The 24,363-nt window shown below is 64.9% G+C and carries 28 protein-coding genes; 17 read left to right on the top strand and 11 right to left on the bottom strand.

Features of this window, described 5'->3' with window-relative positions; translation table 11 throughout:
• Positions 1–23: 23 nt before the first annotated feature.
• A complete protein-coding gene (locus tag K9B33_RS06975) occupies positions 24–842 on the top strand; it encodes a YncE family protein (RefSeq protein ID WP_224547679.1) in 819 nt (272 codons plus the stop codon).
• Here the strand turns inward: K9B33_RS06975 and K9B33_RS06970 are convergent.
• On the bottom strand, positions 839–1,432 hold the full coding sequence (locus K9B33_RS06970; protein ID WP_224547678.1) for a TetR/AcrR family transcriptional regulator: 594 nt from the start codon (positions 1,430–1,432) through the stop codon (positions 839–841). The two genes, K9B33_RS06975 and K9B33_RS06970, sit on opposite strands and share 4 nt — an antisense overlap.
• Positions 1,433–1,503: 71 nt before the next feature.
• Between K9B33_RS06970 and bdcA the strand changes: the two genes are divergently transcribed.
• Positions 1,504–2,217, top strand: coding sequence for an SDR family oxidoreductase (bdcA, locus tag K9B33_RS06965; RefSeq protein ID WP_224547677.1), 714 nt, complete (start codon positions 1,504–1,506; stop codon positions 2,215–2,217).
• A gap of 10 nt (positions 2,218–2,227) precedes the next feature.
• Here the strand turns inward: bdcA and K9B33_RS06960 are convergent, their stop codons facing one another.
• Positions 2,228–2,617, bottom strand: a complete 390-nt coding sequence (locus K9B33_RS06960) for a hypothetical protein (RefSeq protein ID WP_224547676.1) — start codon at positions 2,615–2,617, stop codon at positions 2,228–2,230.
• Positions 2,618–2,708: 91 nt separating this feature from the next.
• A complete protein-coding gene (locus K9B33_RS06955; protein WP_224547675.1) occupies positions 2,709–4,061 on the bottom strand; it encodes an amidohydrolase in 1,353 nt (450 codons plus the stop codon).
• Between the two features lie 259 nt (positions 4,062–4,320).
• Between K9B33_RS06955 and K9B33_RS06950 the strand changes: the two genes are divergently transcribed.
• The 3 genes from K9B33_RS06950 to K9B33_RS06945 all read left to right on the top strand — a co-directional run bounded on the left by K9B33_RS06950 (position 4,321) and on the right by K9B33_RS06945 (position 5,082).
• Complete coding sequence (locus K9B33_RS06950) at positions 4,321–4,560, top strand: hypothetical protein (RefSeq protein WP_224547674.1); 240 nt, start codon at positions 4,321–4,323, stop codon at positions 4,558–4,560.
• A gap of 103 nt (positions 4,561–4,663) precedes the next feature.
• Positions 4,664–4,792 (top strand): hypothetical protein, encoded by a 129-nt coding sequence (locus K9B33_RS23035; RefSeq protein WP_261936501.1) that lies wholly within the window; start codon positions 4,664–4,666, stop codon positions 4,790–4,792.
• Positions 4,793–4,794: 2 nt separating this feature from the next.
• Complete coding sequence (locus K9B33_RS06945) at positions 4,795–5,082, top strand: hypothetical protein (RefSeq protein WP_224547673.1); 288 nt, start codon at positions 4,795–4,797, stop codon at positions 5,080–5,082.
• 45 nt (positions 5,083–5,127) lie between these two features.
• Here the strand turns inward: K9B33_RS06945 and K9B33_RS06940 are convergent, their stop codons facing one another.
• Together K9B33_RS06940 and K9B33_RS06935 are read right to left on the bottom strand one after the other, a co-directional pair.
• Positions 5,128–5,934, bottom strand: coding sequence for a 3-hydroxybutyrate dehydrogenase (locus K9B33_RS06940; protein ID WP_224547672.1), 807 nt, complete (start codon positions 5,932–5,934; stop codon positions 5,128–5,130).
• Positions 5,931–7,124: a DUF3734 domain-containing protein gene (locus tag K9B33_RS06935; protein ID WP_224547671.1), complete on the bottom strand. Its 1,194-nt coding sequence runs from the start codon at positions 7,122–7,124 to the stop codon at positions 5,931–5,933. Before K9B33_RS06935 ends, K9B33_RS06940 begins: the two co-directional genes overlap by 4 nt.
• Positions 7,125–7,270: 146 nt before the next feature.
• On the opposite strand from K9B33_RS06935, the gene K9B33_RS06930 reads away from it, so the two are divergent.
• Positions 7,271–8,167, top strand: coding sequence for a neutral zinc metallopeptidase (locus K9B33_RS06930; RefSeq protein WP_224547670.1), 897 nt, complete (start codon positions 7,271–7,273; stop codon positions 8,165–8,167).
• A gap of 3 nt (positions 8,168–8,170) precedes the next feature.
• Here K9B33_RS06930 and K9B33_RS06925 read toward each other — a convergent pair whose 3' ends face one another.
• Both K9B33_RS06925 and K9B33_RS23030 read right to left on the bottom strand, forming a co-directional pair.
• Positions 8,171–8,545 carry a hypothetical protein gene (locus tag K9B33_RS06925; RefSeq protein WP_224547668.1) on the bottom strand — a complete coding sequence of 125 codons (375 nt, stop codon included), beginning with the start codon at positions 8,543–8,545 and terminating at the stop codon, positions 8,171–8,173.
• A gap of 64 nt (positions 8,546–8,609) precedes the next feature.
• Positions 8,610–8,735, bottom strand: coding sequence for a hypothetical protein (locus tag K9B33_RS23030; RefSeq protein WP_261936505.1), 126 nt, complete (start codon positions 8,733–8,735; stop codon positions 8,610–8,612).
• Between the two features lie 151 nt (positions 8,736–8,886).
• On the opposite strand from K9B33_RS23030, the gene K9B33_RS06920 reads away from it, so the two are divergent.
• The 7 genes from K9B33_RS06920 (at position 8,887) to K9B33_RS06890 (ending at position 15,557) form a co-directional block, all read left to right on the top strand.
• Entirely contained in the window at positions 8,887–11,574 is a 2,688-nt protein-coding gene (locus K9B33_RS06920; protein ID WP_224547667.1) for a bifunctional [glutamine synthetase] adenylyltransferase/[glutamine synthetase]-adenylyl-L-tyrosine phosphorylase, read from the top strand.
• Positions 11,574–12,035, top strand: coding sequence for a thioredoxin-dependent thiol peroxidase (gene bcp / locus K9B33_RS06915; protein ID WP_224547776.1), 462 nt, complete (start codon positions 11,574–11,576; stop codon positions 12,033–12,035). The genes K9B33_RS06920 and bcp overlap by 1 nt, the downstream gene beginning before the upstream one ends.
• Positions 12,032–12,841, top strand: a complete 810-nt coding sequence (locus K9B33_RS06910) for a ferritin-like domain-containing protein (protein ID WP_224547666.1) — start codon at positions 12,032–12,034, stop codon at positions 12,839–12,841. Before bcp ends, K9B33_RS06910 begins: the two co-directional genes overlap by 4 nt.
• Before the next feature lie 108 nt (positions 12,842–12,949).
• Positions 12,950–13,675, top strand: a complete 726-nt coding sequence (locus tag K9B33_RS06905; protein WP_224547664.1) for a M23 family metallopeptidase — start codon at positions 12,950–12,952, stop codon at positions 13,673–13,675.
• Between the two features lie 79 nt (positions 13,676–13,754).
• Positions 13,755–14,081, top strand: coding sequence for an iron-sulfur cluster insertion protein ErpA (gene erpA, locus K9B33_RS06900; protein ID WP_224547663.1), 327 nt, complete (start codon positions 13,755–13,757; stop codon positions 14,079–14,081).
• 113 nt (positions 14,082–14,194) lie between these two features.
• Complete coding sequence (gene xth / locus K9B33_RS06895; protein ID WP_224547661.1) at positions 14,195–14,971, top strand: exodeoxyribonuclease III; 777 nt, start codon at positions 14,195–14,197, stop codon at positions 14,969–14,971.
• A 64-nt stretch (positions 14,972–15,035) separates the two neighbouring features.
• Positions 15,036–15,557: a DUF2239 family protein gene (locus K9B33_RS06890; protein WP_224547659.1), complete on the top strand. Its 522-nt coding sequence runs from the start codon at positions 15,036–15,038 to the stop codon at positions 15,555–15,557.
• A 525-nt stretch (positions 15,558–16,082) separates the two neighbouring features.
• On the opposite strand, the gene K9B33_RS06885 is transcribed toward K9B33_RS06890, so the two are convergent.
• Together K9B33_RS06885 and K9B33_RS06880 are read right to left on the bottom strand one after the other, a co-directional pair.
• Positions 16,083–17,051, bottom strand: a complete 969-nt coding sequence (locus K9B33_RS06885) for a diacylglycerol/lipid kinase family protein (RefSeq protein ID WP_224547657.1) — start codon at positions 17,049–17,051, stop codon at positions 16,083–16,085.
• A 9-nt stretch (positions 17,052–17,060) separates the two neighbouring features.
• Positions 17,061–17,555, bottom strand: a complete 495-nt coding sequence (locus tag K9B33_RS06880; protein WP_224547655.1) for a DUF2141 domain-containing protein — start codon at positions 17,553–17,555, stop codon at positions 17,061–17,063.
• A 130-nt stretch (positions 17,556–17,685) separates the two neighbouring features.
• On the opposite strand from K9B33_RS06880, the gene lptF reads away from it, so the two are divergent.
• Positions 17,686–18,894, top strand: a complete 1,209-nt coding sequence (gene lptF / locus K9B33_RS06875) for an LPS export ABC transporter permease LptF (protein ID WP_224547653.1) — start codon at positions 17,686–17,688, stop codon at positions 18,892–18,894.
• 3 nt (positions 18,895–18,897) lie between these two features.
• On the top strand, positions 18,898–19,998 hold the full coding sequence (lptG, locus tag K9B33_RS06870) for an LPS export ABC transporter permease LptG (protein WP_224547651.1): 1,101 nt from the start codon (positions 18,898–18,900) through the stop codon (positions 19,996–19,998).
• A 182-nt stretch (positions 19,999–20,180) separates the two neighbouring features.
• Here the strand turns inward: lptG and K9B33_RS06865 are convergent, their stop codons facing one another.
• Entirely contained in the window at positions 20,181–21,248 is a 1,068-nt protein-coding gene (locus K9B33_RS06865; RefSeq protein WP_224547649.1) for a fatty acid desaturase family protein, read from the bottom strand.
• A 152-nt stretch (positions 21,249–21,400) separates the two neighbouring features.
• Between K9B33_RS06865 and K9B33_RS06860 the strand changes: the two genes are divergently transcribed.
• Both K9B33_RS06860 and K9B33_RS06855 read left to right on the top strand, forming a co-directional pair.
• Positions 21,401–22,558: an N-acetyltransferase gene (locus K9B33_RS06860; protein WP_224547647.1), complete on the top strand. Its 1,158-nt coding sequence runs from the start codon at positions 21,401–21,403 to the stop codon at positions 22,556–22,558.
• Between the two features lie 84 nt (positions 22,559–22,642).
• On the top strand, positions 22,643–22,825 hold the full coding sequence (locus tag K9B33_RS06855) for a CsbD family protein (RefSeq protein ID WP_224547645.1): 183 nt from the start codon (positions 22,643–22,645) through the stop codon (positions 22,823–22,825).
• Positions 22,826–22,928: 103 nt separating this feature from the next.
• On the opposite strand, the gene K9B33_RS06850 is transcribed toward K9B33_RS06855, so the two are convergent.
• On the bottom strand, positions 22,929–24,296 hold the full coding sequence (locus K9B33_RS06850) for an alanine/glycine:cation symporter family protein (RefSeq protein ID WP_224547643.1): 1,368 nt from the start codon (positions 24,294–24,296) through the stop codon (positions 22,929–22,931).
• Between the last annotated feature and the right edge of the window lie 67 nt (positions 24,297–24,363).

Raw genomic sequence — 24,363 nt, 5'->3', positions numbered from 1 at the left:
CGCACGCATTTCCGAGATGAACGATGCGCTACGCGACGATCATGCTGGCGATGACGGGGCTGCTGGCCGCAAGCGCGGGCAGGGCGCAGGACGCCGATGCGCCGTCCCCGTCGCCCGCGCCCGTCGTGCATCGTCTGCCTGCCCCCGAAGCACGGCAGGGGGTGGCGTCGGACGGGGTGCATGTCTACGCGATCGACAATGACCGGATCGGCAAATATCGCATATCCACCGGCCAGCGGGTCGCCTCTTGGCAAGGGGAGCGCCGCCTCTTCCCCCATATGAACAGTTGCACCGTGGCGGGGCGCGAACTGGTCTGCGCCGCATCCAACTATCCCGCCGTGCCGCAGACCAGCGCGGTCGAGATTTTCGACACCCGCACGCTGCGCCATCTGCGCACGGTCAGCCTGGGCTTCGGTCCCGGATCGCTGACCGTGCTCGATCGTCATGCCGGCAAATGGTGGGCGGTCTACGCCAACTATGCCGGCAAGGGCGGAGAGCCGAACCGCGACTATCGCTACACGCTGCTGGTGCAGATGGACGACGCCTTCCGGCAGGAGGCGGCCTGGACCTTCCCTCAACAGGTGCTGGCCCGCTTCGCCCCTTTCAGTTGCTCGGGCGCGAGCTGGAGCGCGGACGGACGTTTCTACGTCACCGGCCACGACCGGCCCGAAATGTACGAACTGGCGCTGCCCGATGCCGGATCGGTGCTGGAATGGCGGCGCACCATCGGCATCGCGTCGCCGGGGCAGGCGATCGACTGGGATCCGGTCGTTCGCGGCCGCCTCTGGTCGGTCGATCGCAAGGACACCGCGCTGGTCGCCAGCGATATCGCCGGCGACTAACGTTCGGCCAGCACGGCGGCGATCGCCAGTCCCGCCATGTGGGCGACCGCGACCAGCCGATCAACGGGCGTTCCCGCGCGCGCATCTGCAGACAGGCCGGACATGACCGTCACCATGTAATCCGCCACGACTTCCGCCTTGTCGGCATGGGTCGGGGTGAGGAAGTCACGCATTCGCTGCGCGCTCGCCACCTTCCAGTTGCGGGCGCAGCAGGCCGCTTCGGCATCCGCGCCGCGCGCGCCCTCCAGCACCATGCAGCCGGCCGTTTGCGGGTCGGCGGCATAGATGCGTGCGGCTTCGTGCAGCAGTGCGCCGAGTGCGGCGGTGGGTGGCGCGCCGGGCGCCAGCAACATGTCGATCGGCAGGCCGTTGCGGGCGTAACGGCCCAGCACCTCGTCGAACAAGGCGGCCTTGCTGCCGAAGGCGGCATAGAGGCTGGGCGGATTGACGCCCATCGCCTGCGCCAGCGCGGCCACGCCGACCCCGTCATAGCCCTGCGCGTGGAACAGCGCCTGCGCCTGATCCAGCGCGGCTTCCCGGTCGAAGGCGCGGGGGCGGCCGCGGCCTTTCGATTTTTCTTTAACAGTCACTACAAAATTCCTTGACCCGATCGATCTTCAATTTATATAGCGATCATTATAAAAATACAAGGAAGACCGACATGACTGATTTCACCTCGAAGAAGACCCTCGTTCTCGGCGGCAGCCGCGGCATCGGCGCCGCCATCGTACGGCGTTTCGCGGCCGACGGTGCGCAGGTAGCCTTCACCTATGCCGGGTCGCATGACGCCGCGCAGGCGCTGGCCGCAGAATCCGGGGCCAGCGCGATCCGCTCCGACGCGGCAGATCGCACGGCGGTGATCGATGTCGTCGCAGCGCAGGGGCCGCTCGACATATTGGTGGTCAATGCCGGCGCCGCCATCCTGGGCGATCCGCTGGAACAGGATGCCGACGCGATCGACCGGATGATCGACCTCAACGTCCGCGCGCCTTACCACGCCGCGGTCGAAGCGGCGCGGCGCATGCCCGACGGCGGGCGCATCATCGTGATCGGATCGGTCAATGGCGACCGGATGCCGTTCGAGGGCGGGGCGGCCTATGCGCTGACCAAATCGGCGCTGCAGGGCATGGCCCGTGGACTCGCCCGCGATTTCGGCGCACGCGGCATCACCGTCAACGTCATCCAGCCCGGCCCGACCAATACCGACATGAATCCGGCCGATGGCCCGATGGCCAGCCTGATGCATGGCTTCATGGCGATCAAGCGTCATGCCACGGGGGAAGAGATTGCCGGCCTGGCGGCCTATCTGGCGGGACCGGAAGCCGGCATCATCACCGGCGCGATGCATACGATCGACGGCGGCTTCGGCGCCTGAACATCGCGCGTCAGGCGGCGACGATGCCCGGCGGCTGCAGGTCGTCGGACATCAGCCACATCTCCGCCGGCAGTTGCGACGAAAAGGCGGCGACGATCGCCTCGCCCAGACGAGCGCGGACGTAAAGCTTGTCCGCGACATTGGCGACCAGGATCGCAACCCGGTCGGTGGGCAGGTAGGTACGATCCATATGCCACAGGATGCGTGCCTCGATATCGGGCGCCTGTCGCTCCGCTTCGGTCACGTCGGACAGGATGCGGATCGGCAATCCGTTGCGCCGCCGGTCTGCGATGATGAGCCCGAGATGGCCATAATGGCGATCGACATCTGCGATCGTCCACACGCCCGTCGCGTGCACGAAGATGATTCCGTCCGGATCGTCCAGTTCGCAAGCAATCATCTCGCGAATATAGTGCTTGGTAAGTTTCGTTAGCAAACGACTTTAACGAAACGATCGCGGAAAATGCATTCCGCGATCGTTTTTCCATAATTCACTGTTTCTTCAATATGTCGAGCGCCAGCACGGTCATGGCTTCACTGGCGGTCGCGATCACCTTGTCGGATTCCGGCGCCCAGAAGGGGCTGTGCAGCGAGGGCAGGCTGGTCTGCCCTGCCTGCGCCGCCGCCAGCTTGTCGGCCGGGACGCCGCCGACCCAGAATATGAAGCTGTTGATGCTCTTGTCGGCGCGGTAGAAGCGGCTGAAATCCTCGCCGCCCATCACCGCGCTCGTCTTGACTACACGGCCGTCGGGGAAATGGCCTTTGAGCAGGCCGGCCATCTGTTCAGCGAATTCCGGCGGGTTGAAGGTGGAGGGGGTGAACTCGTCCTTCACGCTCACCACCGGCATCCGGTCCTCCGGCACGCCCGCCGCGATCGCCTCGCCGCGACTGATCCGCTTGATCCCTTCGATCAGCTTGGCGCGCGTCTCGTCCGAATAGCTGCGGATGGTCAGCAGCAGCTTCGCTTCGTCGGGGATGATATTATGCTTGGCCCCGGCCTGGAAGCTGCCGACGGTCACGACGGCGGGGTCTTGCGGGTCTTGTTCGCGGCTGACCAGAGTCTGGAGCGAAGTGACGATGCGCGACGCCAGCACGATCGGGTCGCGGGTCGTCTGCGGATAGGCGCCATGACCGCCCAATCCCTTCACCAAGATATCGACGCTGTCGACATTGGCCAGCGCATAGCCGGGCGTATAGCCGATCTGGCCCGCCGCCATATTGGCCGCGTCGTGAAAGGCGATGGCATGGGTCGGCTTGGGGAAGCGGGTGTAGAGCCCGTCCTCCAGCATCATCCGCGCGCCCTTGCCCACTTCCTCGGCCGGTTGCAGGATCATGACCAGTGTGCCTTTCCACGCGTCCTTGCGGGCGGCGAGCAGCTTGGCCGTCTCGATGAAGGCGGTCATATGGGTATCGTGGCCGCAGGCGTGCATGACGCCGGTCTCGACCCCTTCGGGCGTCTTGGTGCGGACCTTGGACGCGAACTCAAGCCCCGTCTGCTCGACCACGGGCAGCCCGTCCATGTCGGCGCGGATCAGCAGCGTCGGGCCGGAGCCGTTTTTCATCACCCCAACGACGCCGGTGCCGCCGACCTTTTCGGTGACGTCGAACTTGAGCGCCTTCAGGCGCTTGGCGAGCTTGGCCGCGGTGTTGACTTCCTGCAACGACAGTTCGGGATTGGCGTGCAGGTCGCGATAGAGCGTCATCAGCCCGTCCATGTCCTTGGCCACCGCCGCGCCGATGGCGCTCTGCGCGGGCGGAGCGGGCGGCGGGGTCGGCACGGTCTGGGCGGTGGCGATGGACGAAAGGCTGGCTGCGGCCAGAACGGCCGTGAGCGCATGGCGCATGTTGATAATCTCCCTTGCTGGACGCGAGCATAAGGGGATTTTACGACTGTTAAAGGGGGAGTTTCTCCTGTCGTCGGGCGCGTGCTTGAAATCGGCATGCCGCGACACCATTTCACAAGTGAAAGGAACGATTCGGCGCGTCATGCGTCCTTATGATCGTCCGACCTGTTGCGGCGCGGCCGCGTCTGCGCTGATTTTCATGCGCCTCTTGCCGCTGCTCCGTTTCCATTCTTTCGCTCGAAAAAAAGGAGCCTGTCCCATGGCCCAGACATCCGCATTCTGCCTTGCGCAGCAATCGTTGCACCAGGCGCGCGCATCGTCCGAAACCCTGCCCAATGCGCGCCAGATCGCGCAGCGGGCGGCCAATGCCTGGGGCCGCGAGGCGGAACTGGCCGCGGGCGCCGAGCGTCGCCGCGCCACGCGCGCGGTCCTGTCCGAAGATGAGGCGATCGTCGCCGAATTCCGCGCCGAAGACGAGGCGGCGCGCGCCGCGTTGTAATATTTATGCGATTTGCCTCTCATGGTCTGCGGCTCCGAGGCGGCAGATGATTCCATAGGATGAAAAATCGCTCTTATCTGCCGATCTTCAGGAAGGACTGACCATGGCCAAGAGCCAGAAGAAATCAAATCGCGAAGTGCGCAAGCCGAAGGCGGAGAAGCCGCCCAAGGGTAATGCTTCCAACCCCTCGACCAAGCCGGGCGTGGTTGGCATCGTGACGTTGAAAAGCTGATCATGGCGATCGATACGCCGGCAGATCCGGCCCAGCCTTCGCCCAATGGCGGCCGCAGCATGTCCGGGCGGCGCTTCACCCCGCGCAACGCCGTCCGCCTGGCCCCCGACGCCGCCGAGCGGCAGGGCCGCATCACCCGCATGGCGATCGATGCGCTGGGCGCATCCGACGCGATCCTGTTCCTCAACAGCCAGCATGACGGCCTGGCCGATCGCCCGCTCGCTCTGGCGACAACCAGCGAGGACGGGCTGCAATCGGTGCTGCGCCTGCTGAATCCGACCTCGATATGACAAAATCGCCCATCGGCCGGTCAACGGCCGATGGGCGTTTCTATCCTATTGTGCGGTCCAGCCGCCATCGATGCTCATATTGGCACCGGTGATATTGGCCGCGGCATCGCTGCACAGGAACAGCGCCATGGCGGCGACCTGCTCGACCGTCACGAACTGCTTGGTCGGCTGGCCGGCCAGCAGCACGTCGTTCATGACTTGCTCGCGCGTCATGTTCCGCGCTTTCATCGTATCGGGGATCTGGTTTTCCACCAGCGGCGTCCAGACATAGCCGGGCGAGATGCAATTGGCGGTGATGCCGTCGGTCGCCACTTCCAGCGCCACCGTCTTGGTGAAGCCCGCCAGCCCGTGTTTCGCTGTCACATAGGCGCTTTTGAACGGCGATGCGGTCAGCGAATGGGCCGATGCGGTCTGGATGATGCGTCCCCATTTCTTCGATTTCATATAGGGGATGGCGAGCCGGCTGGTGTGGAAGGCGCTGTTGAGGTTCAGCGCGATGATGAGGTTCCACTTGTCGACCGGGAAATCCTCCACCGGTGCGACATGCTGCATTCCGGCATTGTTGATCAGGATGTCGACCCCGCCGAATGTGTCGGCGGCGTCCTTCATCATCGCCTCGATCTGGTCCACCTTGGTCAGGTCGTGGCCCGAATAGAGCGCCTTGGCGCCGCTCAGCGCCTCCAGCCCGACGCGCTCCTTCTCGATTCCATCGGCGTCGCCGAACCCGTTGATGACGACATTGGCGCCTTCGCCGGCCAGCGCCTTGGCATAGGCCAGGCCGATGCCGGATGTGGACCCGGTGATCAGCGCGGTCTTGCCCGCCAAGGACTTTCCAGACTCCGACTTGCTCATGCCTTTTTCTCCTTGAGATGATCCGGTTCGTCGAGGTCGAATGTCGCGCTCTTGCCGTCGAGGATATTGCGCGCGATCAGGTCGCCCTTGTGCATCACTTCCTCCACCGCGTCGCGGCCCTGGCTCCAATGGTCGAGCATGGTCGCGCGGGAAAATTCGAAATCCTTTGCGCCGCTTTCCCAGGCGCGCGATCGGTAGATGAGGTGGACGATGTTGACCGATCCGCCATCCAGCATCTCGCGCAGGCGCTGGGCTTCCGTTTCGCCCTGCAATTCGGGCGGCAGCTTGTCGAGTAGCGCCTTGATCGCGCCATGCTCGCGGCGCAGGCGCAGATACTGATCCGTCACCTGCCGGGTGCGGCTGCTATACTGGATGTCCTTCATGCGCGAATAGACGTCGGTCATCTGCCGCGGCATCGGCCCTTCGGCGGGGAAGAGGTCGACCTGGAATACCAGCATATCCTCGGTCTGGTGATTGAGGACATGGGCCAGCGGGGTATTGGACACGATGCCGCCGTCCCAATACCAGCGCCCGTCAATCTCGATCGGAGGCAGGCCGGGGGGCAGGGCGCCCGACGCCATGATGTGGCGCGCGTCGATCCGGGTATTGCCGCCGGGGCCGCGCGTGTCCCAATAGGCGAAATTGCCCGTTTCCACGTCGACAGCGCCCACCGACAGGCGGACGGGGCCGTCGTTCAGCAAATCCCAGTCGACGCAGGCGTCCAGCGTGTCCTTCAATGGCGCGCTGTCGTAGAAGCTGATCGCACCCGGCGTGCCTTCGGGCATCAGGGTGGCGGGCCAGAGGCGCGGACGGAACATGCCCGGCACGCCGAATCCGGCGACCACGCTCGCCGCGCCCAGATGCATCGCTTCGCGAATATGGTCGATTTCCGGCAGGATCATGTTGGGCATCCCGCCCGACACGGTGTACCAGAATTTCTTGAGCCGGCTGAGCCGCCGATGCGGCAGATTGCCCGCGATGATCGCCGCGTTGATCGCGCCGATCGATATGCCCGCGACCCAACTGACGTCGACACCCAGTTCGTCCAGCCGTTCATAGACGCCGGACTGAAAGGATCCCAATGCCCCGCCGCCCTGCAGCAGCAACGCGACTTCGCGGGGGAGGGGGAGGGGTGTGCGGGCGCGACGAAGCGGTTTCGCCTCGGTGCCAAAGGGTTCGGTATCAGCCATGTCGCAGTGCAATATAGTCTTTGACGCCGCTATTCCAACTTAATGTCTCGTAACAAATCACGGCCCGCCGCAACCTTCGCGTCGGCGGACTGTTCCCCGAACGCATTGAATCGCGTAGGCAACGATCAAGAGAAAGGGAGGGCGCCATGCGGCTCGACGACGAACAGGAAAGCAGTCATTACGAGGTGCAGGACGGCCGTAGCGGCGGCGGCCTGGGCGGCGGTGGATTGGGTGGCGGACTGGGCATGTTGCTGCCGCTGATCGGCAGCCGTTTCGGCTGCGGCGGGATCGTCGTGGTGCTGATCATCATGTTGGTGATGGGGATCAACCCGCTCAGCCTGATCGGCGGCGGCGGCGGCGGCGGCGGTGGAGGACAGCAGGTCCAGACCGAGCGACCCGCGGCCGGCCAGCTCACCGACGTCCAGCGCACCTCGCTCAAGGTGCTGGGATCGACCGAACGCCGCTGGACTGACATCTTCAAGGCGGAAGGGCAGCAATATCCCCCGCCGACTTTGGTCTTCTACAGCCAGAACGGCCAGTCGGGCTGCGGCGCGGCGCAATCGGCCATGGGGCCTTTCTATTGCCCGGCGGACCAGCGCATCTATCTCGACACCGATTTCTTCAACGAGATGGAAACCCGCTTCAACGCGCCCGGCGATTTCCCGATCGGCTATATCATCGCGCATGAGGTCGGCCATCATATCCAGACCATCACTGGTGAGGCGGACAAGATCCGCAAGGCGCAGCAGGGGGCATCCGAAGCCGAAGGCAATGCGCTTCAGGTGAAGATGGAATTGCAGGCCGACTGCTATGCCGGCGTATGGGCCGCGCGCGACACCAATTTGATGGAGGCGGGCGACCTGGAGGAAGGGATGCGTGCGGCCGAAGCGATCGGCGACGACACGCTCCAGAAATCGGCCGGCCGGCGACCGGTGCCCGAAAGTTTCACCCATGGCACCAGCGCGCAGCGCATGGAATGGCTGCGCAAGGGGCTGTCGACCGGCGATCCTGCCCAGTGCGACACGTTCCAGGGTGCAATCTGACCCTTATTCCGCGTTTGGCGATCCGGCGGGGGCATCCTGCGGCGAAAAGCCGGGGGCCATGCCACCGCTGATCGGCGGCGCGGACGTGTCGGGCAGACCGGCGCCGGGGGCCAGCGCGGGCTGGTCCGCCCCGGCCATGGGCTGGCCGAAGGACGAGGCGGCATCGACCGTCGGCGCGCCGGGCGTCACGACCGGCGCAACCGGTACGGGCACGGGCGGCGGCGGCACGTCGGCTATGATGGCGGACTGGCCCTGCGGCGCGGGTTCGTGCTTGGGCAAAAGGGCTTGGGTGGCCATCACGATCAGGGGGGCGGCCAGCAGCGTAGCGATGGCGAAATTGCGATAGAGCATGGACGTGCGACTTTTCTGGAATGACAAGCCCCGACTTCTATCCAAAATGGGTAAATAAAGCCCTGCTATCATTTGGCGAAGGCGTGGCCGGTCAGTGCCGGTCCAGCTTCGCCAGCAGCGCCATCATGTCGTCGGGCACCCCGTCACGGCCGGGCGCATAGGTCGCGCGCAGGGCATTGCCGACGCCTTCATATGGTTCCGGCACATCGACGGTCACGATTCGACCGCTGCCGCTTTCGCGCCCCGCTGCCGATCGGCCTGAAGATTTGTGCTGGATGTCCATAAGGACTGAACGGCTTTGTAACCCAAAAGTTTCTGGCATTCGTCGCAAGCCCAAGCGATAGCGCCCGAAGATAAGGGAGAGCAATGTGACCGACTGGCTGCAAACCGAAGCCCGCATCAGGGGCCATTCGCCCTTTCTGGCGCGCGCGCTGGACCGTTTCCCGGCCGTGACCGAGCGGCTGGCGGCCGGCGACCATGACGGCGCGCTCGCTGCGGCACAGGCGGCGGGCAGCCCGGAAGACAGTGTCGCCCGGTCGCTTCGCCGCCGTCGCGGGGCGATCGCGCTGGCGGTGGCCGCCGCCGACCTGGCGGGCGCCTGGGACATGGATCGCGTCACCCGCACCCTGTCCGACTTTGCCGACCAGGCGCTGGAAGAAGCGCTCGCGGCCGCGATCCAGGAACGCTATCCAGACGCCGACCATCGCGGCTTCGTCGTCCTCGCGCTGGGCAAGCATGGCAGCCGGGAGCTGAACTATTCGTCGGATATAGATCCGATCCTGCTCTACGATCCCGCCACCCTGCCGCATGGCGAGCGGGAGGATGTCGCCGACGCGGCTGTCCGCATCGGCCGCCGGATGAGCGAACTGCTCACCGCCCGCGACGGCGACGGCTATGTCTTCCGTGTCGACCTGCGCCTGCGGCCTTCGCCCGAAGCGACGCCGATCGCCCTGCCGGTGGAGGCGGCGATCGGCTATTATGAATCGACCGCGATGGGCTGGGAACAGGCCGCCTTCATCCGCGCGCGCCCCGCCGCCGGCGATATCCCGCTCGGCGATTATTTCATGCGCCAGATTCGCCCCTTCGTCTGGCGGCGCAGTCTGGATTTCGGCGCGATCGACGCGATCGTCGACATCAGCCGCCGCATTCGCGACCATTATGCGCAGGGGCAGGCGTTCGGGCCGGGCTATGACCTCAAGCGCGGACGCGGCGGCATTCGCGAAGTCGAATTCTTCGCCCAGGTCCACCAACTCATCCATGGTGGTCGCGACCCGTCGCTGCGATCGGGCAATACCCGCGAGGCGCTGGCCGCGCTGGCCGCGGCGAATGTGATCGAGACCGACGTCGCCGCGCGGCTGGACGAGGCCTATATTCTGTTCCGCACGATCGAGCATCGGCTCCAGATGGTGGAGGACCGCCAGACCCACGAACTGCCCAAGGCGGCGGCCAGCCTCGACAATGTCGCGCAACTGCACGGCCTGCCCGACGCGACGGCGCTGCTCGACCTGTTGCGCCCGCATGTCGAATGGGTCGGCCGCAACTATGACCGGCTCAGTCCCGAAAAGGATGATGCCGCGCTGTCCCAGGACGAGGAGCGGCTGAAGGCGCAACTGGTCGAGATCGGCTTTGCCGACGCGGAAACCCCGCTCGCCCGCATCACGCGCTGGCGTGGCGGCACGATCCGGGCGCTGCGCAGCGCGCCCTCGCGCGAGGCGCTCGAAGCGCTGCTGCCCGGCCTGATGCGCACATTGGCCAAGGCGCCCGACCCCAGTCGCGCGCTCAATCGCCTCGACGACATGATCGGCCGGCTGCCGAGCGCGATCAACTTCTTCAAGCTGCTCGCCGCACGTCCCGCGCTGGTCGAACTGCTGGCCGAGATATTGAGCCACGCCCCGACCCTGGCTGACGCGCTGGGGCGCCGCGCCGAACTGATCGACGGCCTCATCGACGCCTCCGCCTTCGATCCGCCGCCGTCCGTGCCGCAACTGGCCCGGCAACTGGGCGCATTGGAACCGGGCGAGGATTATCAGGCATTGCTCGACCGGGTGCGCCAGCGTGTGGGCGACCGACGCTTCGCGCTGGGTGCGCAGATCATTCGTGGCGGCGATCCGCTGGAGGCGGGAAGGGGCTATGGCCGCGTCGCCGAAGCCGCGATCGAGGCGCTGGCCGCCGCCACCGTGGCCGAATTCGAAACCGCCCATGGCAAGGTGCCGGGCGGCGACATGCTTATCCTGGCGTTGGGCCGCATGGGCGGCGGGGTGTTGACCCATGCCTCGGACCTCGACCTCGTCTATCTTTTTACCGGCGATTTCTCGACCGAATCGGATGGGCCGCGACCGCTGGGCGCGACCCAATATTTCAACCGCCTTGGCCAGCGCATCACCAACGCCCTGTCGGTCCATACCGCGTCCGGCCCGCTCTACGAGGTCGATACGCGGCTGCGCCCGTCCGGCGCGCAAGGATTGTTGGCGGTCAGCCTCGACAGTTTCGCCAAATATCAGCGGGAAGAAGCCTGGACGTGGGAGCATCTGGCGCTCACCCGCGCCCGGCCGGTGTTCGGTTCGCCGCAGGCGCGGGCCGCGCTTGACGAGATCCTGGCAGAAACGCTCCGGCGCCCGCGCGATTTCGACGATCTCGCGCGCCAGGCGGTGAAGATGCGCGCGGACATCGCCCGGCATAAGCCGCCGGCCAGCGATCTGGACGTCAAGCTGGTGCCAGGCGGCCTCGTGGACCTGGAATTCCTGATCCATGTGAACCAGTTCCGCCACGGCATGGCCTTCGACCCCGATCTGGGCCAGGCGCTCGCCGAACTGGTCGCGGCCGGCCACCTGCCCGAGGAGTTGATCGCGGCGCATGACCTCATCACCCGCTATCTGGTGGTGTCGCGGCTGGTGTCGCCCAAATCCACCGAGCCGGCGGAGGCCACCCGGTCGCTGGTCGCGCGGGCCTGTGGCGCGGCCGATTGGGACGGGCTGCTTGCAAGCTACGCCAAGGCGCGGCAATGCGTGGGCGAAGCCTGGGCCGCGCTTGCCGCGCCCTATCAGGAGAAAGCATGATGCTGGAACAGGGTATGTCCGTCCCCGCCGTGACGCTGACCGACGCCGACGGCGTGGATTTTACGCTGGACGCCTATCAGGGCAAACCGCTGGTCGTCTATTTCTATCCCAAGGCGGACACGCCCGGCTGCACCAACGAGGCGAAGGATTTCACCGCGCTGGCCGATGATTTCGCCGCTGCTGGCGTGCCGATCGTGGGCATTTCCAAGGACAAGCCGGGCAAGCTCAAGAAATTCGCCGACAAATATGGCCTGCGCGTCATCCTCGCCTCCGACGAATCGGGTGCGGCGTGCGAGGCGTTCGGCACCTGGGTCGAAAAGTCGCTCTATGGTCGCAAATATATGGGGATCGAACGCGCCACCTTTCTGGTCGGTGCGGAAGGCGCGATCCTGCGGGTCTGGCCCAAGGTGAAGGTCAAGGGCCACGCCGCAGAGGTGCTGGAGGCGGTGCAGGCGCTTTGACCCTGCCGGCAGCCGTAACCAGCGTGGGCGCGGGTTGCGCCCATGTCCTGCTGACCCCCGATCCGCGCGCCAAGCTGATGGCGGCGCGCGCGGTCGCGCGGGCCTGGCGAAAGGGGCGGCTGGCGCATCGGTTCGACGTCGTCCTGCCGGATCGTCCGGCGCGGCCCGCCACGCCTATATTGCTGCCGCCCGGCCAGATGCCCCGACGCGGCAGGATCGGCTCGGATCGGGCGCGGATCGCCATGCTCCATGCGATCGCCCATATCGAACGCGTCGCGATCGATCTCGCCTTCGACCTGATCGGCCGGTTCGGTGGGCAATTCCCCGCCGCCTTCACCGACGAATGGATGCAGGTCGGGGCGGAGGAGGCGATGCATTTCGCTTTGCTCGAACGCCGGCTGCGCCAGATGGGCAGCCATTATGGCGCGCTCCCCGCCCATGACGGCCTGTGGCAGGCGGCGGAGGAAACGGCGGGCGATGCGCTCGCCCGGCTCGCCATCGTGCCGATGGTGCTGGAGGCGCGGGCGCTGGACATCACGCCGGCCACGATCGAACGGTTCGAGGCGGTGGGTGACGTAGCATCCGGCCGTATGCTGCGACGCATCATGGCCGACGAAATTCGCCATGTCGCGGCAGGGACGAAATGGTTCGTCGTGGCGACGAACCGATTGGGCGTAGACGCCGCCAATCATTACCAAATGCTTGTGAAACGCCACTTTAGGGGCAGCGTTAAGCCTCCGTTCAACGACTCGGCGCGTCGGCAGGCCGGTCTGACGGAAGAATTCTACGTCGCGCTTGCAACATGAGCCGCGATTTGCAGTCTGCATCCGGCGGGGGCGATCCAGGTCGCCAATAAGTTAAACACGGGAAGCGCCGAGGGGCATCAAGCCTCCGGTGACATAGTCGGGGTCTGCATGTCGGTTCTTCACACGGTAAATGCTCGCGGGTCGCGTTTGTTCCAGACGAGCAAGGTTAAGACGATTTTAGCCAGCATCGGGATTGTCGGCGCGCTCTGCGCGACCGCCCCGGTCCACGCCACCGAAAGCGACGATCCCTATGGCGATGCGTCGGAAATCAACACCAGTCCGCTTGGGCCATCCGACGTCGGCTTCTCCAACCTCTTCTCCAGCCTGCAGCGCCTGGACGGCAATGCCAAGACCGCGGCCTATATCCCCTCGGGCCGCCCGGTCGAAAAGCTGACCCTGACCTCGAACTTCGGCGTCCGTTCAGATCCGTTCAACCGCGCTGCCCGGATGCACAAGGGCATCGACATTCCCGGCCCGATCGGCACCCCGATCCACGCGACCGCCGACGGCATCATCAGCCGCGCCGGCTGGGCCAGCGGCTATGGCAACCTCGTCCAGATCTCGCACGGCAGCGGCATGGAAACGCGCTACGGCCATATGTCGAAGCTGCTGGTCGCCGAAAATAGCTATGTGAAGCGCGGCCAGATCATCGGCCTGATGGGTTCGACCGGCCGTTCCACCGGCAGCCACCTCCATTATGAAGTCCGTGTCGATGGCGCCGCGATCAACCCGCTGCCCTTCGTCGCCGGCCCCGACTATCTGGTCGCGATGAACACCAAGCCGCCACTCGCCATGGGCGGCCCGACCAAGGCGGAAGAAAAAGCCGCCGACTAAGGCCGGTTTCCCGGAAATTCGCCAAAGGCCCGGCACCCTATGGCTTGTCGGGCCTTTTGCTTGACCCTATCTAGGCAGCATGGCCGACATTGATCTCACTCCTTCCGCTGCCGCGCGTGTCGCTGCGATCGCCGCCAAGCAGGGCAAGCCTGCGATCCTGCGGCTGGCCGTGGAGGGTGGCGGCTGTTCCGGCTTCCAATATCGCTTCGGCTTGGCCGATGGCGTGGAAGCGGACGATCTGTCGGTCGAGCGCGATGGCGTGACCCTGGTGGTCGATGATGTCAGTCTGGATCTGGTGCGCGGTTCGGCGGTCGATTTCGTCTCCGACCTCGGCGGCGCCGCCTTCAAGGTGACCAATCCCAACGCGACCGCCGGCTGCGGTTGCGGGACCAGCTTCTCGGTCTGAATCCTTCCGTTTGAAAATCCGCGTGCTCCTGCGTAGGCAGGAACCCAGACCGAACCTTGGAACTGGGCTCCTGCCTGCGCAGGAGCACACATAGATTGAACGGATTGCCAGCCATGCGCATCGCCACCTTCAACATCAATGGCATCAAGGCGCGGCTGCCGCGCCTGCTGGAATGGCTGGACGAAACCCAGCCCGACATCGCCTGCCTGCAGGAAATCAAGACCAGCGACGAAACCTTCCCGGTCAAGGATATCGAGGCGGCTGGCTATGGCGTGATCTGGCACGGGCAAAAGGGGTTCAACGGCGTCGCCATCCTCGCGCGTGGCGAAACCCCTGTGGAGGTGCGCCGCGGCCTCGCGGGCGAGCCGGAGGATGAGCATAGCCGCTATCTGGAGGCCGATGTGAAGGGCGTGCGCGTCGCATCCATCTACCTGCCTAACGGCAATCCGCAGCCCGGTCCGAAATTCGATTACAAGCTGCGCTGGATGAAGCGCCTGCGCGACCGCGCGACCGAAATATGGGCGGAGGAAATCCCCGCCATCCTGGCTGGCGACTATAATGTCATCCCGCGCGATGTAGACACTTTTTCGGTCAAGGCGATGCAGGACGATGCGCTGATGCAGCCCGAAAGCCGCGAGGCCTATCGCCGCCTGCTGGGCGACGGCTGGACCGACGCGATTCTCGCCCGCCATCCCGCCGGCGGCGTGTGGACCTTCTGGGACTATCAGGCGAACAGCTGGCCGCGCGACGCCGGTTTCCGCATCGATCATCTGCTGCTCAGTCCGGCTGCCGCCGACCGCCTGGTCGATGCGCAGGTCGACAAGGCATTTCGCGGCCGGGAAAAGGCCAGCGACCATGCGCCGACCTGGGTGGCGCTGCGTCCGGAATAATTATCCGGGTAATATTGACTCAATTTATTCCGGGTAATAATAGCTATGTCGAAGGAGATTCGACATGGAACGGACATTGACGGCTTTTGCAGGCGATCTGTGGATCGCTACCGGCGACGACGGGGAAGTGCGCGAGGCACTGCGCGCCATGGGCGACGACGCCCAGGCCGTCCTGCTGTTCGACGACGCCACCGGCCGCCAGGTCGATATCGACCTGCGCGCCGGATCGACGGCCGCGCCGCGGGGCAGGGGACGCCCGAAACTGGGCGTGCAGCCGCGCGAGATCACCTTATTGCCGCGTCATTGGGACTGGCTCGCCACCCAGTCGGGCGGCGCCTCCGCCACGGTGCGGCGACTGGTGGAAGCGGCGCGCAAGGCCGATGCCGAAAAGCCCAGCCCGCGTGCTGCCATGGACGCCGCCTATCATTTCATGACGGCGATGGCGGGCGACCGGCCCGGCTATGAAGCGGCGATCCGGGCGCTCTATGCGAAAGACGAACAACTGTTCAATTCGCTGTCGCAGGACTGGCCATCGGGCATCCGCGACCATGCGCGGGCGCTGGCGGCGCCAGCATTCGGGGGGTAGATTTCAACGGCGCCAAAGGGATGGGCGATTGGCCGCAGTCAACTTGTAAGGAGATTGCAGTTCATGGAGCTTTGGCTGTGGCCCCTGTGCTTCTTCGGCGGTTGATGGATAACTTGCCATGCATCCCTGATCTTTTCCAAGGAAGCTATGCACCGCAATTGCTCCGGAGCATCCTTCCCAAATACGGTGATTTTCCCTCCATCGCGCGCCAGAGTGAAGGAGCATTGCTTGACCGACTTTTGCTGCCTGCATCATAGCTGCTCGATATGAAGCGTTAGCGCCTTCTCATTTCCCGCGTTCGCCCACAGCGCCGCTAGCCTGTCGCCATTCCCTATCATCGCATTCGCTTCTAGATCGTGCCAGATTGCAGCGTTCAACTGTCCGTCAAGTGGCGCGGCAGGGACTAAGAATACGGCCGTGGCGGCGAGCAGAATATTTGGGATCATGCTGGCCAACTTATGCCTGTCAGTGGCAGCTATCTACAGTAATTCGCGTGGCATCCGAATTGGGTAGAACAACCCCGCCCTATGCCGCTAGCCGCAAAAACGGCACGGGCTGGGTCGATCGCAGCACGATCGGCTTGCCCTCGGACGCCTCGAACAATTCGCCGTCCAGGATCACGCTGCTGCGATCGCCCTCGATACGGATCGTGTCGCCCTGTTCCAGATGGATGCCCTGCATCTTGTGCTTGCCCACCCGCTTGAACAGGCTGGCCCATACCAGCCGCAGCAAAGACGGCAGATTCTGGTCCACCGCCATCAGCTTCATATTGCCGCGCCGGCTGTCGCCCGGATCGACGCCCAGCAGCAGCCGTTCCAGCGTGGTCACGATCAGCACGGCGAAGCGCCCGACCAGCTGGCCATCCCGGATCAGCGATATGCTGACCGGCCGGCTCGACGGCGGCAGGAACTTGGCGCGGATGCCGAACAGCAGCGAAAACACCACCGCAACGGCGGTGATGACATGGCTCAGGCCATTGGACAGGCCCAGCGGATAAATCTGGTTGCGGCAATAGAGCATGTAATCGGCCAGCCCTGCGCCGCCCAGAAACATGCCCAGCACCGGGCGGCTGCCGACCGCGCCGTCGGACAGGGCGATCAGTTCGCGCGCGACGACATGGTCGTCCACGCCCGCCTTGGCGATCTGCACGATCCGCTCCAGCGCCTTGATCGGGTCGCCATGAATGCCAAGGTCCAGCGCGATCAGGTTGGTCTTGCCATTGGGCAGCACCGCGATCGGCGGCACCCGGCCCTTGAAATGCTCGCCCTGGTAAAGCTCGGTCAGCGAGGCCTGCACCGTGCCGTCGCCGCCATTGATGACGATGACGACCGGATCGACGCGGGCGATCGTCTGGAACGCCCGGCCGATCTGGTCGACCTGTTCCACTTCATAATGGAAGATGTCGGGGTTGCTGGCGCAATAGCTGCGCACCAGCGGAAGGGTCTGCCGGTTGCCCGTGGACTTCGGATTGGACAGGAGCGCGACGCAGACCATGGCTTTGGATCACATATATTTGAGGTTGATCGTGATTTTCGTCACGCCTGGCCCGGCATGAAAGGCCGCCTTCTCCACACCCGGCTTGCCCAGGTTGAAGATGCTGATCGCCGGATTGTTGGAAAATCCGCCGCCGTCCCGCGAAATATCGGTCTTGCCATTGCCGTCGCGATCGTGCCGCACGGCGATGCCATATTCGCCTGCCTTGGGCACCGGCACGCAGAATCGCATTGCGCCATTGGACGGCCTGACCGCCGTGTCGATGCGATTGATCCATTCGCCCTTGGCCAGCCACGCCGCCTTGGTGGCGGGATAGGACTGGACGCGCACCTTGCCGGTGGCGGCGGCGAAACCGCGGACGTCGACCAGCACGGCCGGTCCCTTGGCGCTGCTCTCGCACCGCCCCAGATCGTTAGCGATTTCCTCGCCATGGGCCATGGCCGGTATCGCCGCGACCAGCGCTGCGACCGACATCAGACCCATTGCAACTTTTACCATGACCATCAGACTCCTGGAAGCTATAGCCGCCGATATGCATCGGACGGCGAGCCCCTGTTCGCCCCGCATTTTTACCTGACTCGCATATGGGCGGGGTTTGCGGCCAAAACATGGTGATGGGACGACGACTTAGAGAATGCTGACCGCCACCGACCGTTATCTCGCCCGCCTGATCGCGGTGCCCATGCTCGGCACGCTCGTGATCGCCGCGATGCTGCTTGTCCTCGACAAGATGCTCAGCCTGTTCGATTTTGTCGCAGCGGAAGGGGGGCCGGTCAGCGTCGTGTGGCGGATGCTCGCCAATATGCTGCCCGAATATCTGTCGCTCGGCATCCCGATCGGGCTGATGCTCGGCATCCTGCTCGCCTTCCGCAAGCTCGCCCTGTCGTCGGAACTGGACGTGATGCGCGCGGTCGGCCTGTCCTACGGCCGGCTGCTGCGCGTGCCCTATATGTATGCGATCGCGCTGGCTCTGCTCAATTTCGGCATCGTCGGTTTCGTCCAGCCCTTGTCGCGCCACGCCTATGAAGCGCTGCGATTCGAATTGCGCTCCGGCGCGCTCGGCGCCTCGATCAAGGTGGGCGAATTCACCAATCTGGGCAAGCGCATGACGCTGCGGATCGAACGCAGCCTGGACGAAGGCCGCAACCTGCAAGGCATCTTCGTGCGCGCGGTCAGCCGCGACGGCCAGTCGGTCGCGGTCACGGCGGCGCAGGGCACCTTCCTCGCCACCGACGATCCCGACGTCATCATCTTCCGCCTGCGCAACGGCGTGCTGGTGAACGACGCGCCCAAGTACAAGACGCCGCGCATCCTGTCCTTTTCCAGCCACGACCTGCCGATCGATCTGCCGCAGATCGAGAATTTCCGTGGCCGCGACGTCGATCGGGAAAAGACGATTCCCGAACTGATGGTGATCGGCCGCAGCCCGGCCACGCCCGACAAGCTGAAGGCCGAAGTGCGCGCCAATTTCCATTTCCGCATGGTCGAGGTGGTGTTCATGTTCTTGCTGCCGCTCGCGGCGCTGGCCTTCGCCATTCCGCCCAAGCGATCGACCTCCGCGCTGGGCGTCTTCCTTTCGATCGTGTTCATCGTGACCTATCACAAGGTGAACCAATATGGCGAAAGCATCGGCGCGCTGGGCAAGGTGGACCCGATCATCGCGCTGTGGGGGCCGTTCATATTGGCGTCCGGGCTGGTGCTGTGGATGTATCATGTGATCGCCAATCGACCCGGCGGGCAGCCGATCGGCGCCCTCGAAGTCGCCTTCTCCAAGCTCGGCAAGCAGATCCTCCGGCTGCTGCGCTTCGGCCGACGCCGACCCGCCGCGGAAGGAGCGGCCTGACCCATGCAGTTCAATTTCTTCCCGTCGCGCCAGATCAGCTGGTATATGGCGCGCCTGTTCCTGACCCGGACCTTCGCCGTGCTGGCGCTGCTGGTCGTCGTTCTCCAGACGCTCGACCTGCTCGGCAATTCGGGCGACGTGCTGGCCTATCCCGGCAATGGCGACCCGGAATTGTGGCATTATGTGGGACTGCGCGCGCCGCAGATCGTCGCGCGGTTCCTGCCCTTTTCGGTGCTGCTCGGCACGCTGGTCATGCTGGCGACGCTCAACCAGAATAGCGAGATCATCTCGATGAAGGCGGCGGGCCTGTCCGCGCACCAGATATTGGCGCCGCTGATCGTGACGGCGCTGGGCGTGTCCGCCATCAGCTTCGTCTTCAACGAACGGATCGTCGCTCGCTCGACCGCGGCGCTCAGCGCCTGGCAGGCGGTGGATTACGGCCCGATCCCGCGCGACAGCGGGGTCAAGAGCAATCCCTGGGTGCGCGACGGCAACAATCTGGTCAACGCGGCGATCGTGGCAGGGCGCGGGACCGAGGTGCAGTTGCGCAAGGTCCAGATCTACAATCGCATCAACAACAGCCTGACGACCATCGTCCAGGCGCCCAAGGGCCATTATGACGCCGCCAGCAAGAGCTGGCTGCTGGAAGGCGCGCGCCAGTTCGACGTGGCGCGCGGTACTGTCCGCAATGTCGGCACCGTCCGTTTCGGCCGCGACATCCGCCCGGACCAATTCACCCTGGCGAAGGTCGATCCCGACGCGCTGACCTTCCGCGAACTGGAAGCGGCGATATCGGACTTGCATGACGCCGGCCGACCGACCGCGGAGCTGGAGGGCAGCCTGTGGCACAAGCTGTCGGGGCCGCTGTCTGCGCTGCTGATGCCGATCCTGGGGTCGGTCGCCGCCTTCGGTCTCGCCCGGTCGGGCCAGTTGTTCATGCGCGCGGTGCTGGGGATGGCGCTGGGCTTCGCCTATTTCGTCGCCGACAATTTCTCGCTCGCGATGGGGAGTCTCGGCGCCTATCCGCCGGTGCTGGCCGCCTGGGCGCCCTTCTTCCTGTTCCTGCTGGTCGGCGAAACCGTGTTGTTCAGGACCGAAGAGTGATGGCCGCGAGGCGGGAACCGGCGGCCAGATAAAAAGGCCCCGGCGACCAAGGGGTGTCGCGCGGGGCCTCCAGAGGGGGCGTTCCGATCCTCATAGGGGGGAGGGGAAAGAGACCGGAACGACCCCGATATAGGCCGCGCCAAATCAGGTTTCAACAGGCAACGGAAATTAATCGATCCACCTCAGCGCGCCACCATCGTGCTGCGCGCGATCTTGCCGACCAGCGGCAGCATCCCCGGATAATTGCCGCGATGATAGGGCGATTCCCCGTCCAGCGTGGCGATCAGCCGGGCATGGGCCTTGCCCAGCGCATGATAGGGGACGCTGGGCAACAGATGGTGCAGCGCATGATAGCGCAGACCCACCGGTGCCCAGAGCGCGGGCAGCGTGCCGGGCGGGGGCACGTTGACCGAATCGAGATATTGCGCCGTCACCGTCATCGGCTCGCCCTCATTCTCCCACAGATGCGCGACCAGCGTGCGCAACTGGTTGATGACGGTCATGGCCGAATGGATCGCCATATAGACGAGCAACGGCTTCCAGCCGAAGGCGAAGACGCTGCCGACCAGCGCCAGCGCGAACAGGGATGCGCCCGCTTCCTGCCACATCCACATGCGGGCGAAATCGCCTTCGGGCGCACGGCGACGATAGGATGGATTGATCGACAGGGCCGACAGTTCCGCCACCACCTTGGCGCGCAGCGGCGGGATCAGCAGCGACAGCGGCGTCAGCACGCCGAAGCGCAGGATCAGGCCCACCGGCGCCAGCGAGGCGACAAGGATGAACAGCGGCAGCGACCAGGGCTTCATCAGCGCCAGCGGCAGATATTCCGGGTCTTCGGCAGTGCCATAGCGGGTGCGGGCATGATGCTGGGTATGAACCCCTTCATACATGAAGGAGGGGATCATCAGCGGAATGCCGACGATCAGGTTCCAGCCCAGGCGAAAGCCGGGCAGCGCGCCCTTGCGGATGTGGGTCAGCTCATGGATGAAGCTGGCCGCGCGGTAGAGCGCCAGCATGGCAACGAACGCGCAGGCGATCGCCACGGCCACATTCTCCGCCAGAATCGCGCCGGCCAGCGCGCCCCAGCCCAGCAGCGCGGACGCCAGCAGGTCGGGCCAGTAGATGCGTGGATTGGCGACCGCATAGTCGCGCGTCAGTTCGGCCGCGGCACGCAGCATCGCGCTATCGTCGGGGATCGCGGCGCGCGCGCGTTGGGCGGCGGCCAATATGGGATCATGCACAGTCATGCGGGCGGTCCTAGCCTCCAAATGCGCTGAGATCATGGCAGCACCATGACATATTCACCATGTTGTCGCCCCGCCCGGCGCACCTGATTGACATTCCGGCAACAAGGGGCGAACTGCACATCCATCCCGTAATTTCCTCGAAGGCGGCATAAGTGGCGCAATCTGATCTGGTCATCACCCCCGTTTCCGGCAAGGCCGATTTGAAGGCCTTTATCGACCTGCCCTGGCGCCTCTATGCCAACGATCCCGCCTGGGTGCCGCCGTTGAAGGCGGAGGTGAAGGAACTGCTGACGCCGGGTAAGAACCCCTTTTTCGGCCATGCCGAGGCGCAATATTTTCTCGCCCGCCGCGGCGGGACGGTGGTTGGCCGCATTTCCGCCCATATCGATCATCTCGCGCTGGAACAGCCCGTCGAACAGGGGATGGGGCCGGGCACCGGCAATTTCGGCCTGTTCGAAGCGGAGGACGCGGAGACCGGCAAGGCATTGATCGCGACGGCGGAGGATTGGCTACGCGCAAAGGGCATGACCCGCGTGCTGGGGCCGATATCGCTGTCGATCTGGGAAGAGCCGGGCCTGTTGATCGCGGGGCACGACCATCCGCCTACGGTGATGATGGGGCATAACAGCCCGGCCTATCACGCGATGATCGAGGGAGCGGGCTACGTCCCGGTCAAGCAGCTCAAAACCTATGAACTGGACATCACGCGCGATTTTCCGCCGCTGATCCAGCGCATCATCAAGTCGGGCGAGAATAACGACCGCATCCGCATCCGCCGGGTCGACAAGTCGAAATTCGATGCCGAGGCCGCGACCATCCTGGCGATCCTGAACGACGCCTGGGGCAATAATTGGGGCTTCGTGCCGATCACCGACGCGGAAATCGCGCATACCGGCAAGAAATTGAAGCCGATCGTGTTCGAAGACCTTATCATGGTCGCCGAACTGGACGGCGAGCCGGTCGCGTTCATGATGACGCTGCCGGACCTCAACGAAGCGACCAAGTCGCTCAATGGCGCGCTTTTCCCCTTCGGCTGGATCAAGCTGCTGCGCTGGCTGCGCAAGCCTCAGGCGCGCACCATGCGGGTGCCGCTGATGGGCGTGGTGCAGCGCCTGCAAAGCTCGCGCATGGCGGGCCAGCTCGCCTTCATGATGATCGAAACCATCCGTCGTCAGGCGATCGCCGATTATGGATCGACGCGGGGCGAGATCGGCTGGGTGCTGGACGACAATCAGGGCATGAACGGCATCGCCGAGGCGATCAACAGCACCGTTAACAAAATCTATCAGATTTACGAAAAGCCCCTGTAAAAGCTTCGTTTCGCCTGCGTATCGTCGGCAACCCTTTGTGCGGTGCATCGTTGAAACTTGCAACCACCCTGAAGGAGTAATGACATGGGCGAAGCAACCGACAAGCTGAAGGCCGCAGGCAACAAGGCGGCTGGTGCCGTCAAGGAAGGCATCGGCAAGGCGACCGACAATGAACGGCTGGAAGCCGAAGGCAAGGCGCAGAAGGCCAAGGGCACCGTCCAGGACGTGTCCGGTTCGGTCAAGGGTGCGCTCGGCGACAAGATCTGATCTGATCCCTGGCCGTGAAAAAAAGGCCTCGCTCCGGAAGGAGCGGGGCCTTTTGCCGTTCAGAAGATGCGCGGCTGAAACCAGGGCTGAATGTTGATGGTCCTTAGGCCTCTTTCGCCAGATAGGCCCGGACGTCCCGCCGCAATTCCCCGGCGCACAGATACAGCGCAATGACGTTGGGGATGGCCATCAGGAAAAAGCTGCTGTCGACGATGCCGACCACGCGGCCCAGGTCGATCGCGGCGGCGGGGGGCAGGGCGACGACATAGAGGATCTTGTACGTCCATTGCGCCCGCGGCCCGTTGCCGAACAGATAGCCCCAGGCCTGCAAGCCATAAAAGCCCCAGGCGACCAGTGTCGAATAGGCGAACAGAAAGACGACGACCGCCAGCAGCCAGGGGAACCAGGGCGACACCTGGGCGAAGGCGGCCGATGTGATCGCGATCCCTTCCAGCCCCGTATTCCACGTTCCCGCGACCACCAGCGCCAGGCCGCCCAGCGCACACACGATCATCGTACCGAGCAGCGGCTCCAGCAGCGCGACCAGCCCTTCCGATACCGGATGCTGGGTCCGCGCCAGGCTGTGCGCCATGACGGCGGACCCCACGCCCGCCTCGCTGGCGAAGACAGCGCGCCGCATCCCCGCGACGAAAGCGCCGACCGCGCCGCCGGTCGCGGCCTGTCCGCTCCATGCGCCATTCCAGATCAGCGCCAGCGCGGCGGGTATCTCGCCAAGATGCAGGATCAGGATAGCCACGACGCCCAGCAGATAGACGCTGACCTTGAGCGGGGTCAGCCGCTTGGCCACTTCGCCCAGCCAGGCCGCGCCGCCCAGCGTTACCAGCGCCACCGCGCCGGCCAGGAACACGCCATAGGCCCAGCCGTTGGTCAGGCCGGTGACGACCTTCACCTGCGCGAAGCTCTGGTTGACCTGCACCATCGGAATCGCTCCGAACAGCGCGAAGAAGGCGTAGGCGCCGCCCAGCGCCAGCCCGACCTTGGGCCAGCCGCGCGCCGCGCCCACGGCTTTGAGCACATACATCGGCCCGCCATGGACATGGCCCTGCGCGTCGAACACGCGATATTTGAGGCCCAGCGTGACCTCCGCCATTTTCACCGTCATCGCGAACCAGCCGATGATGAACATCCACAAGATCGCGCCCGGCCCGCCCATGGTCAGCGCCACCGCGACGCCGGCGATATTGCCGAGGCCGATCGTACCCGACAGCGCGGTGGAGAGCGCTGCCCACTGGCTGACATCGCCCTTCGCCTCGCCTTCCTGCGGCTGCGTGCGCAGGATATGGATCGCGCGCCCGACCTGACGGATGTTGGGAAAGCCCAGCCAGAGCGTGAAGAACAGCATCGGCAGCGCCAGATAGAGCACGATCAGTTCGATCTGCGCGCCAAAGAGCGGCACCTTGAAAAAGACGGCGGCGGACAGGCCGTCGACAAAGGCGTTGAAATTTTCCATCACCCCCGGATGCCGCCGGATGCATGGAAAGTCGATTAAAGATTGCTCATGCGATCGCGGCGGGTTG

Origin of the sequence: Sphingobium sp. 3R8, from assembly GCF_020166615.1 — a bacterium.
Lineage (GTDB): Bacteria > Pseudomonadota > Alphaproteobacteria > Sphingomonadales > Sphingomonadaceae > Sphingobium > Sphingobium bisphenolicum.
Note: the sequence above shows the minus strand (reverse complement) of the source record. Positions and strands in the feature narration are given on the sequence as shown.